A 14,485-nucleotide genomic window follows, 5' to 3' on the forward strand; every position below is an offset into this window, starting at 1 on the left:
CGCTGAATAGACACGGCTTATACTCCGCTCAATCCGACACGGATAATTTGCACGATCATTTCTACCATCTTTTTGGCTTGATCCATACCGCCACCAATCGCTTTACACTCTTTAAACATTATCGGCAGCAGCTTTTTGCGGATATCCGCCTCAATGTTTTGTGGGTTAATCGAGTTTTCCGCCACCGAGACATCGACAAGCCCATCGAGGGTAAACGCCAGATTCACCCACTTCTCCTGTACTTGCGGGTCGGAAATGGCGAAGACCTCCGGCAAAATTTTTCTGAATACGCCAAAGTAAGCCTGAGCATGGTGATTACCGGCAAACGCATCGGGAATATCATTCAACCGACGTTCCTGAACTTGCTCTTCAAATTCCCGGAACAGCAGGTATTGTTTCAGCGGATGATCAAATAACTTCTTTGCTTCCTCAATCGCCTGACGCAGCAGTTTGGAAAAGGCCTCCTGCGCGTAGGGATCATCACGCAGTTGCTGTTCGATCATACGGGTGACGCGGGTTTTGATGATATCGGTTTCGTTGCGGGTTTTCTCATCGCTCCAGTCTTCGGGCTGATGATGTTGCCCCATTTGACTGACTTCATATACCCCGTCGGGCTCCCGAACTTCAACGCCAACCACATGCTTATCCAGCAGTTTTTTTACCTGCTCGGCGTACTCGTCGTAATCGATGCGCTCACCGGCGTCTTGCTGCACTAACTGGCGCAGGCTGGAGAACTGTTTCACCGTCTCCTTATAATGGTAGCGGTCGGCATCGCTGAAACTCTTGTCTTCAAAGAAAGTAGCGGATTGCAGCGCCACCTTCAGGCAACTGGCAAACGCCGTCAGCGCTTCGTAGAAGTCTTCCCGCACCTTCAGGTGAACGTCCACCAGTTCGCCGTCTTGCTCTTCAATACGTGGTATCAGCACCTGACGCAGTTGTTCGATGTCATGCTTGTTTTTCACGCCGGAAAAAATCGCCCACAGATTTTTATACAGCTGGGGAAGGCGTTTGTACTCCGTGCTCATCTGGTTATAGAGGCCGACAAGATCGTTGATGTCGTAACCGCCCTGAGTGCGGGATGCAAGCTTCTGATATTTTTCAATGGTGGTATCCAGCTCACTGAGAATGCCTCGATAATCGATCAACAAGCCGAACTTCTTTTTCGGATGCAGACGGTTAACACGCGCAATCGCCTGGATCAGGTTGTGCCCTTTAAGCGGCTTGTCGATATAGAGTACGGCGTTTTTCGGCTCGTCAAAGCCCGTCAGTAGCTTATCGACCACAATCAACATCTTCAGAGAATCGTCTTTGTCGAAACGTTCAATAACATGCTGGGTATAGACCTGCTCATCCTGCGAACCGACATTATCTTTCCACCACTGAGTCACTTCGGGCATGGTGGATTCATCAACCTCGGTATTGCCTTCACGGCTATCGGGAGGACTGATAACCACCGCCGATTCAAATAGCCCGGCTTCATCAAGGTACTTTTTATACTTGATGGCTGAGGCTTTACTGTCACAGGCCAACTGGCCTTTTAAGCCATCATCAATGTTCTTGACGAAGTGATTGGCGATGTCCAGAGCAACGAGATGAATACGATCTTCTGAGTTATATATTTTTCTTTTTTGAGTGAACTTACGTTTCAGGTCGTTTTTTTGTTCGTCGTTCAGGCCTTCGGTAATACGCTCAAACCAGCGATCAATCGCACGCTCATTAACATCAAGCTCGGGAATGCGTTCTTCGAAAAGCAGCGGGGTGACCGTTTTATCCTCCACCGCCCGCTGCATGGTGTAGGCATGCACAATGGGGCCAAACTTATTGGTGGTTTTATCGTCTTTCAATAACGGGGTGCCGGTAAAAGCGACAAATGCGGCATTGGGCAGCGCCTGTTTCATGCGGATATGGTTTTCACCGCCCTGACTGCGGTGGCCTTCGTCAATCAATACGATGATATCCGGGCTGGTATTAACGCATTCAGGCAACCGGGTGGCGGTATTGAACTTCTGAATCAGCGAAAAGATGATGCGCTCCGTCCCTCTGCCAATCTGTTCCGCCAGCCGCGTGCCGGAAGTGGCGATGGCCGAGGCTTTATCGCGTTTCCCGGAAAGTTCGCCGCCGGAGATAAAGGTGCGGCTGAGCTGTTTTTCCAGATCGATACGGTCGGTCACTACCACAATACGGCACTGCTTTAGGGTGTCATGCAGGATCAGCACCTTGCTCAGAAAGACCATGGTGAATGATTTACCGGAGCCGGTGGTATGCCAGATAACGCCGCCTTCACGACCACCGTCAGGCCGTCGGTTGTTGATTCGCTCAATCAGGCGTTTGATGCCAAACACCTGCTGATAGCGGGCCACCACCTTACCGGCTTTCTTATCAAACAGCGTGAAGTAGCGCGTCATCTCCAAAAGACGAGCGGGCGACAACAGGCTGATTAACATCTTATCCTGGCCGGTGACGGAAAGTTCGCCGCCAGAAACCCGCTGTTGATACCAATTCACCACGTCCACAGGTCGATGGCTAAACAACGCAGTGAATTGCTCAGCGGAGAGTGGGCGATTCTTGATGGCAGACATTTCAGCATCGGAGATATCCTCTTCGCGCCAGTTCGCCCAGAACTTGGCCGGCGTGCCGCAGGTGCCGTAACGGCCTTCATGACCATTAATCGATAACAATAACTGGCTATAGACGAACAAGCGCGGAATTTCGTCGTGGCGCTGATTACGCAGACTTTGCGAGATCCCCTCATCAATCGTCGGCCCTTTTTTAGCATTGCCATCGGGTCGCTTGGCTTCAATGATTGCCAACGGAATACCATTCACGAAGCAAACAATATCCGGCCTGCGCGACTCAATACCGTTGGAGCGAGTCACGCTAAACTCTTCAGTAAAGACAAAGCTGTTATTTGCCGGATTATGCCAATCAATCAATGCGATGGTGGGGTTGGCCTTTTTACCATCAATAAACTCAGTGACAGAAATGCCGTACATCAAGTGGTTATAGAGTCGTTCATTGGCGGTTAACAAACCCTCATTTAACGCTGGGCTGTTCACTTCGGCAATCAGGTTATCGATCGCTTTATCAGAGAGCGGGTAATCCCGCCCTGCAAAAGTGAAGATACGCTTTTCCAATTGCTCACGCAGAATCTGGCTTAATACAACCTGATCCGACTTATTACCACGTGCTGCCAGAGCATGTTCAGGCGCAATGTATGACCAACCGAGATTGGAGAGCAATACCAGCGCCGGAATTTTAGCGCTGTATTCTTCCTGGAATTTTGGCGCATGCTGCGTACTCATGGCGCATCCTTAGCTTTCGGATTGGCTTGCCACCGTAATAACTCAGTGATATCCCGCTCGCCCTCTGCTTCTTTTATACGGCGCTGTTGCTCGGCAAACTGTTCATATTCAGCCTGAGCCTTATCATCCGCCATTTTCTTGCTAATGGTACCCGCGCCTTTTAATACATCACGATCGTTGAATTGCAGGAATTGATCTAATTTTTCCTGCCAGTCACGTAAAAATATTTGTTGGCGACGTCTGGCCTGATCTTCAGCAAAATCCAACCACATATTGACTACGCGGTTCAGTTCGTCAACTTCGCTTTGGTTGAGATAATTTTTGGCGACGGTGATATCCCCTTTACGCACTTCGTCGCCCTTAAAACTGGTTAGCCCCATATGTGGAAGAGTGGCATCGGCGCGCTGGTGGATCAGCTCTGCGGCCGTTTTACCGGTGCAGGCGAAATGCAGTTTATTCTGAATGGTCTGGAAAAAACGGGTGGTCTCTTTCAGCGAAGGCTGATAATCCGCCGCCAGGGCAAAGATTTCTCGTACCCGCAAATAGACGCGCCGCTCGCTGGCGCGAATATCGCGGATGCGTTCCAGCATCTCGCCAAAGTAATCGGGCACCACCGACGGGCCGACCGGCGGATTTTTCAGCCGCTCATCGTCCATCACAAAGCCTTTAATCAGGTATTCCTGCAAGGTTTGCGTGGCCCACTGGCGGAACTGGGTGCCCCGGGTTGAACGGACGCGGTAGCCGACGGCCAGTACCGCTTCAAGGTTATAATGGTCGATCTCCCTTGCCACCTGCCGCTTACCCTCTAAACGAACTATCCGGAATTTCCGGATAGTTGAATTTTGAGCAAGTTCGCCTTCAGCAAAAATATTGACCAGATGCTCGTTAATGGTTCGCACATCTTTACCATACAGCTCCGCCATTGATGCCTGAGATAGCCAGAGCGTTTCCGCTTCAAATCGGCATTCAACCCGGGCACGACCATCGTCACTTTGGAACAGCAGGAATTCACCCGCCGGAGCTTGAAGTAAGTGTTTATCCGTCATGCCTCCTCCGTTTTCACTCGGCGTTTACCGGTGAGTAGTTGCTGCATCAGGGCTTTTTTTTCTTGTTTTAGGTAGTTGAACTTTTGTTTTAGGGTTTCGATTTCCTGATCTGCCAGATTGAGTACCGCTGAAATTATCCTTTGTTCTTCAATAGTTGGTAAAAAAATAATAAAGCTCTTTACCATGCCAGCATTTAGATTCGATTGTGTGCCTTGTTGTCCTTGAAGTTTAATTTTTTCCTTTAACGAGCTTAGGAAAAAATATAAATATTCATAGTACAATTCTGTCTTAGGACGTATACCAAGAATTGCTTGTGAAGAACAAAGCGGAACCCGCGCGATACTACACTCGCCAATAGAAGCATACATTGCATAAAGCACTGTATTTTCAGGATATAGTCTTGCCGAGCTGTTTTCCAAACCAAACTTAGAAAGGGTTTTATCAGTAGATGATATCCACTTCCCTTTACCTGTCATATCAGCGATAGAAACCCAAGGAATTCCACCGTTATAATATTCTTCAATAGAGGATTTGGGTGTTCCACCGCTGTTCATATCGGCAACTGTTTCTAACGTCGTCTTTTTCCATTCCCCCTCAAACCCCGGAAAACGTTTTTTACCAGTAATCAATTGCTGCATCAGTGCTTTTTTCTGCTGCTGGCTATTGGCTAGAAGTTGCTCAGTGGTAGCGATCGCCTTATCCCAAGTGGAAAGGATTTGGGCGATTTTTTTTTGTTCTTTAGCCGGAGGAATTTGTACTTTAAGGCTCATTAACTCATTCTGTGTAATATTTTTCATCGAGCCACTAGTACCAGTGGCTAAATTAGAAAGAGTAAAACGAGTATGACTTGATGCTAATATATAGCTTAGCCATTTCATGTCTGAGTTTGGCTTAGGGATAGTTTGCCAAAGCTTATCTGGTAAAAAAAGATTAGGATAATCCTGAGTAATATAGGCACTTGCGCCTACTAACGCTTCTGTATTACTCCTGCTGATAATTATCTGACCTTTCCGCGGGTTAGTTTTTGCCCTATTTAATTCTCTCGTTTCAATTGCTTTTGCAGCTGAGGGATCAAAAACCCCGTATGATACAGCACTGACCTTTAGGACTGCCTTCTCATCAACAGCAATATGACGATCTTCACCGTTCACACTAACACCAGATTCTAAACCTTCCAAAAGGTCTCCTACGCGCCCATCACTCCACCCTTCATGCATCATAATCCAACTCCTCCAGATACTTCGCCATTTCTGCTTCCAGCTCAGCCAATTGAGCTTGCAGTTGCTTACGCTCGGCACGCACCGCCAGCAGGTCGATTTCCTCTTCTTCTTCAAAGGTATCGACATAGCGGGGGATATTCAGGTTGTAGTCGTTGTCGCGGATCTCTTGCAGGCTGGCGAGATAAGCGTATTTGTCGACGTTATCACCGTCGCGGTAGGTTTTAACGATTTTGGCAATATTCTCCGCGCTCAGGTGGTTCTGGTTTTTACCCGGTTTAAACTCACGGCTGGCATCGATAAACAGCACTTTATCGTCAACTTTCTGCTTTTTAAAAATCAGGATTGCCGCAGGAATACCGGTGCCGAAAAACAGCTTTTCCGGCAGGCCGATCACCGCATCCAACAGGTTTTCTTCAATCAGTTTCTGACGAATTTTCCCTTCGCTGGAACCCCGGAACAGCACGCCGTGCGGCACCACTACGCCCATACGCCCGGTTTTCGGTTTCAGGGTTTCGATCATGTGTGAAATAAAGGCGTAGTCACCCTTGGTTTTCGGCGGCAGGCCGCGACGGAAGCGGCTGAATTTATCGCTTTCCACGTCACTGTACCCCCACTTATCCAGCGAGAAAGGCGGGTTGGCGGTGACGATATCGAACAGCTTCAAATTACTGTTTTTATCCAGTAGCTTGGGGTTACGAATGGTGTCGCCCCATTCGATTTTGTGGTTATCTTCGCCGTGCAGAAACATGTTCATTTTCGCCAGCGACCAGGTAGAACCAATGGCTTCTTGACCATATAACTCATACTGCTTGCTACCGTGGTTTTGCACCACTTTTCGACCGCATTTCATCAATAACGACGCGGAACCACAAGCCGGATCGCAAATGGTGTCGCCTGGTTGCGGATCGAGTAACTCGGCCATTAAATCGGACACTTCAGGCGGGGTGTAGTATTCCCCGGCCTTCTGACCGCTATTGGCGGCGAACTTGCCAATCAGATACTCGTAGGCGTTGCCGATCACATCCAGACCACCTATCCGGCTGGGTTTCAGATTCAACTCAGCGCTGGAAAACTCTTCCAGCAGATCCTTAAGAATCCCGTTCTTTTGCTTCTCTTCGCCCAGCTTGTCGGTATTAAAAGAGATATCCTGAAACACGCTTTTTCCCGCGTCTTTCAGCTTGGTGCCGTTCGCTTCTTCAATCGCGTGCAGCGCCTGATCGATACGCTCGCCGTTGCCCGGCTCATTTCGATGCTGAAAGAGCGTATAAAAGCTGGCCTGTTTTGGCAGAACGAAACGCTCGTTCTTCATCATCTCTTCGATCAGTTCCGGTTCATCGCCATATTCAGCCTTATAGCCATCGTAGTGATCCTGCCACACATCCGAGATGTATTTAAGGAACAGCATGGTAAGAATAAAGTCTTTATAGGTGTCAGGGCTGATGGTGCCACGGAAAATATCGCACACGCTCCATAACACATTGTTAATACGGTTCTGGTCGATCTTGTTGCTCATAACGGATTAATCCTTAAATAAATTTTGCAAAATGCCGAGTTTCAGCTTCTGGCGATTAGTCTGTAGCTGGTTAATCAACTGGTCTTCTTGTTCCCATACCTGTTGCAACCCAATGATGTTTTGCTGAGTTTCGATTGGCGGCAACGGTAGCTGCACCTTGAGCAGCGCGGCTTTGGTAACCAGCTGAATATTCGTGCCGCTGCGATGAAACATTTGCTGAATCTTTGGATGATTAATGATCCAACACAGATACTCAGGCAACACCGCTTTTGTTTTGATATTGATGATAAGAAATTGGTTCGTCGCCACAACGGGCGCTTTACCCTGATAAACCACGGCGATATTGCGATTGCCGCGTGCCGCAACGATGATTTCCCCCGGTTCAAGTAATGGCGGGGTGGAATTCTGTTCCCACACCACTGCGGGCAGCTCGTCTGGTTCTATCCGCAAACCTTGGGTGAGATCTTTAATCTGCAAGATATGCACGTCGCCAGCAGGCGTCGGTTTTATCGCCTCGCGCAAGGTAAATCCCGAACGAACGTCCGCAACTTTTTCCAGGTTCACTAAGGTGGTAGGCATTCTTACCTCTGATTATTGCGCCATCCCTGGCGCATAAAAGTCTGAGCGTGATTACTGCAAATTATCTTTCAACCACTGAGAGATCTCATTTGATAATCCATACCACGCTGCTTCACCTTGTAAGCGAGTAACTAAAAGCCCGTCATCGCCATCCATTACTGCCTCAAGGTTATCGCGAACCTGTACGGCGGTTTGATCGGTAACGATAATCCAGGCCGATTTGAGAGGATGGCACCAGGTCCCGTAAGACTGAATACGTTCAATAAGGGGCGAATAGTCACGCTGCTTACGCAAATCGTAGTTAATTTGATATACTGACATAGCTTCTATTTCCTTCTGGCAAGTTGGAGTTTAAGTGATCGCTACAGGTGGCCGCCTGTAGCATCGCCACACTGATCTCTATAGAGATAATATAGAGATAAAAGTGAGGCGACGGATTCATCATCGTGCAATCTTGGAATGGTGTCAAGAAAAAATAATTGCAGTAGAGTGTCTACAGAAATACCAGATATGAATTTAGGGAGCAAAAAATAAAAAGCACCCAGCAATCTTTATAACGGGTGCCTCAAAAACTTATATATTCATTAGGGAGTTAACGACTAAGTTTGCCAAAATCAAACGGACTCACCGCCTTCTCCCGATTCGCATCCAGAAAATCCGCCCACCATTGCAGCATCAGCTTACGCTCGTCCAGGTGCTCCGCCTTGTGAATGTAGGCCGCACGTACCGAGTTACGCTCCATATGGCTCATCTGCCGTTCTACCGCATCCCTCGACCATAACCCCGATTCAATCAGCGAACTACAAGCCATAGTGCGAAAACCGTGGCCGCAAACTTCAACCTTGGTGTCATACCCCATTACCCGCAGCGCCTTATTCACTGTATTTTCACTCATTGGCTTACGTGGGTCGTGATCGCCAATAAAGATCAGTTCATGGCCGCCACTGAATTGCTGTATTTGCTTCAGGATAACCAGCGCCTGTCGGGACAATGGTACCAAGTGCGGAGTGCGCATCTTAGAGCCACGATGAGAATGTTTTACACCTTCGATGGGCTCACGCTCAGGAGGGATGGTCCACATTGCAGTTTCAAAATCGATCTCTGACCAACGGGCAAAGCGCAGTTCGCTGGAGCGGATAAAGATCAATAGCGTCAACTCGACCGCCAAACGGGTTAACGGCCTGCCAGTGTAGTTATCGATGCGCTGAAGCAGTTCGGGAGTATGTTTTAGTTCCAGTGCAGGACGATGTTGCCGATTGCTGGACGCCACTGCCCCTGCCATTTCCTGTGCCGGGTTGTAGTCGATTAATCCGCTCTGTACCGCATAGCGCATTATTGCGGTGGTGCGTTGCTGAAGGCGTGAGGCGACTTCAAGACGTCCAGACTGTTCAACCGCCTTGATAGGCGCTAACAGGTCACGGGTTTTGAGTTCAGCGATGTTGCGTTCGCCGATAACCGAGAAGAGATTATCCTCCAGGCTTTTCAGTACGCGACGGCTATGCTCTTCCGACCACTTTTTATTGGTGGCATGCCATTCAATGGCAACTTCTCGAAAGGTCAACGCCTCGCTCTGTTCAATCTTATCAGATTTCTTTTTATCACCAGGGTCACTGCCGTTCGCCAGTAGCTTACGCGCTTCATCACGCCGCGCTCGTGCATCGGCCAGAGAGACATCAGGATAAACACCCAGCGCCAACATCTTCTGTTTACCGCCAAAGCGATACTGTAAGCGCCAGTACTTTGAACCATTGGGATGAATCAGCAGGTGCATGCCGTTGCCGTCGGTAAGCTTGTATTGCTTATCGGCAGGCTTGGCTGTTCTGACTTTGATATCAGTAAGCGCCATGTTTAGGCCCTCCCTGTTGGTATATGCATTATCGAACCGGAAATACCATCATCTGTACCAACAACTGTTGGTAGATGTACATTGAAGTCGGTTGACCCTGAGAGAGTTAATATAGCGGGAAAGAGGGATAAATACTGGATTTTAGGCATAAAAAAAGACCTCAGTTGAGGTCTATTTACATACTGTTGGTGCCGAAGGCCGGACTCGAACCGGCACGTATTTCTACGGTTGATTTTGAATCAACTGCGTCTACCGATTTCGCCACTTCGGCACGAAGAGGTATGCGGAAAACGGGTGCATTATACCTTTTGCCGACTCGGGCGCAACTCTAATCCGTCCCGTGTTGGGTTAAGTGCTGAAAAAATCATCTTTGGCAAGGCGTTATCGCACTTTTAGGGTAGGGGACGCGCGTTTAGGTCATAAAAAACGCTGAGCGATTTCCCGCTCAGCGTTTTTGTTTTTACCATGCAGTTGCGTTTAACGGCGTTTCAACAGCAGCGCCACGCTGATTATCAAGAACACGGCGCTTGGCAAGATAGCGCCTAATATCGGCGGTATGCCGTATACCAGACTCAACGGGCGGAAGATTTCGTTTAACAGGTAGAACAGAAAACCGAAGCTGATGCCGATGACGATGCGCAGTCCGGCTGGAACGCTGCGCAGCGGTCCAAAGATAAAGGATAACGCCATCAGCATCATGACCGCGACGGAGAGCGGAGCAAATACCTTGCTCCACATATTCAATACGTAGCGGCTCGATTCTTGTCCGCTCTGCTTGAGGTAGTTGGCGTAGCTGTAGAGTCCGCTGATGGAAAGGGCGCTCGGTTCCAGCGCCGCCACGCCGAGTTTATCGGGCGTCAGGTTGGTTTTCCATTCACCGCTCAGCGTCTGGCTGCCGCCAATCTGTTTGCCATCGCGCAGGTCGGACTCGTCAACCTGGGAAAGTTTCCATGCGTTATCCTCAAACAAGGCGGATGCGGCATAGCGAACCGACAGCAGTTTGTTTTGATTGTCGAAGTGATAGATGTTAACCCCGGAGAGCTCTTTATCGTTCACCACCCGCTCAATGAAGATGAAGTCATTGCCGTCTTTGGCCCACAGACCGTTCTGCGTCGAGATCATTGAGCCGCCGGAGATCATCTGCGAGCGGTAGTTGCGCGCCATCTGTTCCCCTCTCGGCGATACCCATTCGCCAATCGCCATGGTGAGCAGCACCAGCGGGATAGCGGTCTTCATCACGGCCGACGCGATTTGCAAGCGGGTAAATCCCGCCGCCTGCATGACGACCAGCTCGCTACGGGTCGCCAGCGTACCCAGTCCCAACAGCGCGCCTAGCAGCGCCGCCATCGGGAAAAAGGTTTCAATGTCTTTCGGCACGCTGAGCAGCGTATACAGCCCGGCGCCGAATGCCGAATAGTTGCCCTGTCCGACTTTGCGCAACTGATCGACAAACTTGATGATGCCGGAAAGGGATACCAGCATGAACAGCGTCGCCATAATGGTGGTAAAAATCGTTTTACCGATATAGCGGTCCAGTACGCCAAACATCAGGCCGCCCCCCTCAGTGTCAAACGGGAACGTATTTTACGCATGGGTACGGTATCCCAGATATTCAGCAGCACGGCTATGCCGAAATACACCAGATTTGTCATCCATATCCATATCATCGGGTCTATTTTCCCTTTGCTGGCATTGGAGCGCAGCGAGCTTTGCAGCAGGAAGAAAACCAGATAGAGCAGCATGGCGGGGAGCATGCTCAGCACCCGGCCCTGACGCGGATTGACGACGCTCAGCGGCACCACCATCACCGCCATGAGCAACACGGAGACGATGAGCGTCAGACGCCAGTGGAATTCGGCGCGGGCGTCATGACTATCCGAACGCCAGAGCGTCGGCATGTCCATCTGTTCCACAGCGCTGCTATCGAGCGTGACGGACTGATGGCCGATTACCGCCTGATAGTTGGTAAAGTCAGTGATGCGAAAATCACGCAGCAGCGCGGTGCCTTCATAGCGCGCGCCGTTATCCAGCGTAACGACCTGGTTTCCGTCGTCGTTCTGGGTGACGTGTCCGCGATCGGCGACGACGACGGATGGACGCGCGTTGCCTCTGGGCCGTAGCTGGGCCAGAAAGACGTGTTCGAACTCCTTGCCCTGAACGTTGCCGACAAACAACACGGCATTGCCGCCCTGAGCGGACTGGAACTGACCCTCCACCAGCGTCGCCATGCCGGGGTTGGCTCTGGCTTCCGCCATCACCACTTCCTGATGACGGGATGACCAGGGGCCAAGCCATAACGAATTGACGGCGGCGACGGCGGCCGTCAGCAACCCAAGCAGCAGCGCCGCCTTAAGCAGTACGCTTTTGCCGAGGCCGCAGGCATGCATCACGGTGATCTCGCTTTCCGCGTACAAACGGCCGAATGTCATGAGTAGCCCGAGAAACAAACTTAATGGCAAAATAAGCTGCGCCATTTCAGGCACGCCTAATCCCAGTAAGGAAATAACCAAATTGGTCGGGATATCGCCGTCAACGGCGGCCCCCAGTATCCGCACTAATTTCTGACAAAAGAAAATCAGCAGCAGAATGAAAAGGATGGCCAGTTGGCTTTTAAATGTTTCCCGTACCAGATATCGAGTGATGATCACGCTTAATTACGCCTGTGAAAACTTGTCTTTTTGCAGGAAAGCCGATAGTTTCTTCGCTAACTCGCCATTTATACTCATTTGTGGCAACCTTCGTAGCTAAAACTGTATTACAACATACTGTGTTTGGGCTGTTTTATCAGAATCTGCTTATACTCATCAAAGCAGGTTCGTTACGTCGTTAAGATTAACACAGGTTATGTTAACGCAACGGCGGGAAAGTATTACGGAGTGTCACATTCTAGCCGTTGATCCCGCCTTTGTCTTTAAGATTCAGGAGAGTACATGGAGTTCAGCGTAAAAAGCGGTAGCCCGGAAAAACAACGCAGTGCGTGCATTGTCGTCGGCGTGTTTGAACCGCGCCGCTTGTCCCCGATTGCCGAACAGCTTGATAAAATCAGCGATGGTTATATCAGCGCTTTGCTTCGCCGGGGTGAACTGGAAGGCAAAGTGGGGCAGTCACTGCTGCTGCATCACGTCCCCAACATCCTTTCGGAACGCATTTTACTGATTGGCTGCGGAAAAGAACGGGAGCTGGACGAACGCCAGTACAAGCAGGTCATTCAGAAAACCATCAACTCGTTGAATGAAACGGGATCCATGGAAGCGGTCTGTTTTCTGACCGAACTGCACGTTAAGGGCCGCAACACTTACTGGAAGGTGCGTCAGGCGGTCGAAACGGCGAAAGAGTCGCTCTACACCTTTGATCAGTTGAAAAGCAACAAAGTCGAGTTACGTCGTCCGTTGCGTAAAATGGTATTTAATGTGCCGACGCGGCGTGAACTGACCAGCGGAGAACGCGCTATTCAGCACGGTCTGGCAATTGCCGCCGGTATCAAGGCGGCGAAAGATCTCGGCAATATGCCGCCCAACATCTGTAATGCCGCCTATCTGGCCTCGCAGGCGCGCCAACTGGCCGATACATACAGCCAGAACATCATTACGCGCGTGATTGGCGAGCAGCAGATGAAGGAACTGGGCATGAATGCCTATCTGGCGGTCGGTCAGGGTTCGCAGAATGAATCCCTGATGTCGGTCATTGAATATAAAGGCGATCCTTCAGCGGAAACCCGCCCGATCGTGCTGGTCGGCAAAGGCCTGACGTTTGACTCCGGCGGCGTGTCCATCAAGCCGGCCGACAGCATGGATGAAATGAAATACGACATGTGCGGCGCGGCGACGGTTTACGGCGTGATGCGCATGGCCGCCGAACTGGCGCTGCCGCTGAATATCGTTGGCGTGCTGGCCGGTTGCGAAAACATGGTCGACGGACGTTCGTATCGTCCGGGCGACGTGCTGACCACCATGTCGGGTCAGACGGTCGAGGTGTTGAATACCGATGCTGAAGGTCGTCTGGTGCTGTGTGACGCCCTTACCTACGTGGAACGCTACGATCCCGATGTAGTGATCGATATCGCTACCTTGACCGGTGCCTGCGTGATCGCGCTCGGCCATCATATTACTGGCATGATGTCGAATCATAATCCGCTGGCGCATGAGTTGCTGGGCGCATCCGAGCAGTCCGGCGACCGGGCGTGGCGCCTGCCGTTAACGGATGAGTTCCAGGAACAACTGGAGTCCAATTTCGCCGATATGGCGAACATCGGCGGTCGTCCCGGCGGCGCGATTACCGCGGGTTGCTTCCTGTCCCGCTTTACGCGCAAGTATAGCTGGGCGCATCTGGATATCGCCGGTACGGCGTGGCGTTCAGGAAAAGCCAAAGGCGCGACGGGGCGTCCGGTTGCGCTGCTGTCACAGTTCCTGCTTAATCGCGCCGGGCTAAATGACGTAGAATGATGGTAATCTGTCGGGTACAGTAAAGCGCGCCTGAATAAACCAGTTATACCGGGCCGGGAATTCCGGCCCTTATCAATAGTGTAAACAATGAAAAACGCGACGTTCTATCTTCTCGAACACGACAGCAAAAGCGATGATCTCAGCGCCCATGAGGCGCTGGCATGCGATCTGGCGGCGGAACGTTGGCGCGCGGGAAAGCGGGTTTTAATCGCCTGCGAGGATGAACGGCAGGCGATACGACTGGATGAGGCGCTGTGGCGGCGCGATCCGCATTCGTTCGTACCGCATAATCTGGCCGGCGAGGGGCCGCGTCAGGGCGCGCCGGTTGAACTGGCATGGCCCGAGCGACGGGGAAACGCCCCGCGCGAGCTGCTTATCAGCCTGCTGCCGTATTTCGCAGATTTTGCCACCGCTTTCCATGAAGTGATAGACTTTGTCCCTTACGAAGAATCCCTGAAACAGTTGGCGCGCGACCGCTATAAAGCCTATCGCAGCGTCGGCTTTCAATTGACTACGGCTAAGCCGCCAACTCACTGA

Annotated in this window: 11 protein-coding genes and 1 tRNA gene; 2 read left to right on the forward strand and 10 right to left on the reverse strand. The window is 50.8% G+C overall.

Features of this window, described 5'->3' with window-relative positions; translation table 11 throughout:
* Nucleotides 1-17: 17 nt before the first annotated feature.
* From ABRZ26_RS22220 to lptF, 10 genes are all read right to left on the reverse strand, one after another.
* The gene (locus tag ABRZ26_RS22220) at nt 18-3,302 is read right to left on the reverse strand and encodes a type I restriction endonuclease subunit R (RefSeq protein WP_319606278.1); all 3,285 of its coding nucleotides are present in this window, start codon (nt 3,300-3,302) and stop codon (nt 18-20) included.
* Nucleotides 3,299-4,348, reverse strand: a complete 1,050-nt coding sequence (locus tag ABRZ26_RS22225; RefSeq protein ID WP_319606279.1) for a virulence RhuM family protein — start codon at nt 4,346-4,348, stop codon at nt 3,299-3,301. The genes ABRZ26_RS22220 and ABRZ26_RS22225 overlap by 4 nt, the downstream gene beginning before the upstream one ends.
* A complete protein-coding gene (locus ABRZ26_RS22230; RefSeq protein ID WP_319606280.1) occupies nt 4,345-5,568 on the reverse strand; it encodes a restriction endonuclease subunit S in 1,224 nt (407 codons plus the stop codon). Before ABRZ26_RS22230 ends, ABRZ26_RS22225 begins: the two co-directional genes overlap by 4 nt.
* On the reverse strand, nt 5,558-7,081 hold the full coding sequence (locus tag ABRZ26_RS22235; protein ID WP_319606281.1) for a type I restriction-modification system subunit M: 1,524 nt from the start codon (nt 7,079-7,081) through the stop codon (nt 5,558-5,560). The genes ABRZ26_RS22230 and ABRZ26_RS22235 overlap by 11 nt, the downstream gene beginning before the upstream one ends.
* A gap of 6 nt (nt 7,082-7,087) precedes the next feature.
* Complete coding sequence (locus tag ABRZ26_RS22240) at nt 7,088-7,660, reverse strand: restriction endonuclease subunit S (RefSeq protein ID WP_319606282.1); 573 nt, start codon at nt 7,658-7,660, stop codon at nt 7,088-7,090.
* A 51-nt stretch (nt 7,661-7,711) separates the two neighbouring features.
* Complete coding sequence (locus ABRZ26_RS22245; RefSeq protein ID WP_151243114.1) at nt 7,712-7,981, reverse strand: hypothetical protein; 270 nt, start codon at nt 7,979-7,981, stop codon at nt 7,712-7,714.
* A gap of 271 nt (nt 7,982-8,252) precedes the next feature.
* On the reverse strand, nt 8,253-9,506 hold the full coding sequence (locus ABRZ26_RS22250; protein ID WP_319606283.1) for a tyrosine-type recombinase/integrase: 1,254 nt from the start codon (nt 9,504-9,506) through the stop codon (nt 8,253-8,255).
* A 186-nt stretch (nt 9,507-9,692) separates the two neighbouring features.
* Nucleotides 9,693-9,777: transfer RNA gene (locus ABRZ26_RS22255), tRNA-Leu, on the reverse strand.
* A 206-nt stretch (nt 9,778-9,983) separates the two neighbouring features.
* Nucleotides 9,984-11,054 carry an LPS export ABC transporter permease LptG gene (gene lptG / locus ABRZ26_RS22260; protein ID WP_319606284.1) on the reverse strand — a complete coding sequence of 357 codons (1,071 nt, stop codon included), beginning with the start codon at nt 11,052-11,054 and terminating at the stop codon, nt 9,984-9,986.
* A complete protein-coding gene (gene lptF, locus ABRZ26_RS22265; RefSeq protein WP_319606285.1) occupies nt 11,054-12,154 on the reverse strand; it encodes an LPS export ABC transporter permease LptF in 1,101 nt (366 codons plus the stop codon). Before lptF ends, lptG begins: the two co-directional genes overlap by 1 nt.
* Before the next feature lie 282 nt (nt 12,155-12,436).
* On the opposite strand from lptF, the gene pepA reads away from it, so the two are divergent.
* Nucleotides 12,437-13,948 carry a leucyl aminopeptidase gene (pepA, locus tag ABRZ26_RS22270; RefSeq protein WP_319606286.1) on the forward strand — a complete coding sequence of 504 codons (1,512 nt, stop codon included), beginning with the start codon at nt 12,437-12,439 and terminating at the stop codon, nt 13,946-13,948.
* 87 nt (nt 13,949-14,035) lie between these two features.
* Nucleotides 14,036-14,485: a DNA polymerase III subunit chi gene (locus ABRZ26_RS22275; protein ID WP_319606287.1), complete on the forward strand. Its 450-nt coding sequence runs from the start codon at nt 14,036-14,038 to the stop codon at nt 14,483-14,485.

It is taken from the genome of Brenneria sp. L4-2C, from assembly GCF_040240335.1.
GTDB lineage: Bacteria > Pseudomonadota > Gammaproteobacteria > Enterobacterales > Enterobacteriaceae > Brenneria.

Excerpts from the sequence above, each read along its gene's own strand:
- ABRZ26_RS22220 (WP_319606278.1), bottom strand. The coding sequence starts at position 3,302 with ATGAGTACGCAGCATGCGCCAAAATTCCAGGAAGAATACAGCGCTAAA.
- ABRZ26_RS22225 (WP_319606279.1), bottom strand. The coding sequence starts at position 4,348 with ATGACGGATAAACACTTACTTCAAGCTCCGGCGGGTGAATTCCTGCTG.
- ABRZ26_RS22230 (WP_319606280.1), bottom strand. The coding sequence starts at position 5,568 with ATGATGCATGAAGGGTGGAGTGATGGGCGCGTAGGAGACCTTTTGGAA.
- ABRZ26_RS22235 (WP_319606281.1), bottom strand. The coding sequence starts at position 7,081 with ATGAGCAACAAGATCGACCAGAACCGTATTAACAATGTGTTATGGAGC.
- ABRZ26_RS22240 (WP_319606282.1), bottom strand. The coding sequence starts at position 7,660 with ATGCCTACCACCTTAGTGAACCTGGAAAAAGTTGCGGACGTTCGTTCG.
- ABRZ26_RS22245 (WP_151243114.1), bottom strand. The coding sequence starts at position 7,981 with ATGTCAGTATATCAAATTAACTACGATTTGCGTAAGCAGCGTGACTAT.
- ABRZ26_RS22250 (WP_319606283.1), bottom strand. The coding sequence starts at position 9,506 with ATGGCGCTTACTGATATCAAAGTCAGAACAGCCAAGCCTGCCGATAAG.
- lptG (WP_319606284.1), bottom strand. The coding sequence starts at position 11,054 with ATGTTTGGCGTACTGGACCGCTATATCGGTAAAACGATTTTTACCACC.
- pepA (WP_319606286.1), top strand. The coding sequence starts at position 12,437 with ATGGAGTTCAGCGTAAAAAGCGGTAGCCCGGAAAAACAACGCAGTGCG.
- ABRZ26_RS22275 (WP_319606287.1), top strand. The coding sequence starts at position 14,036 with ATGAAAAACGCGACGTTCTATCTTCTCGAACACGACAGCAAAAGCGAT.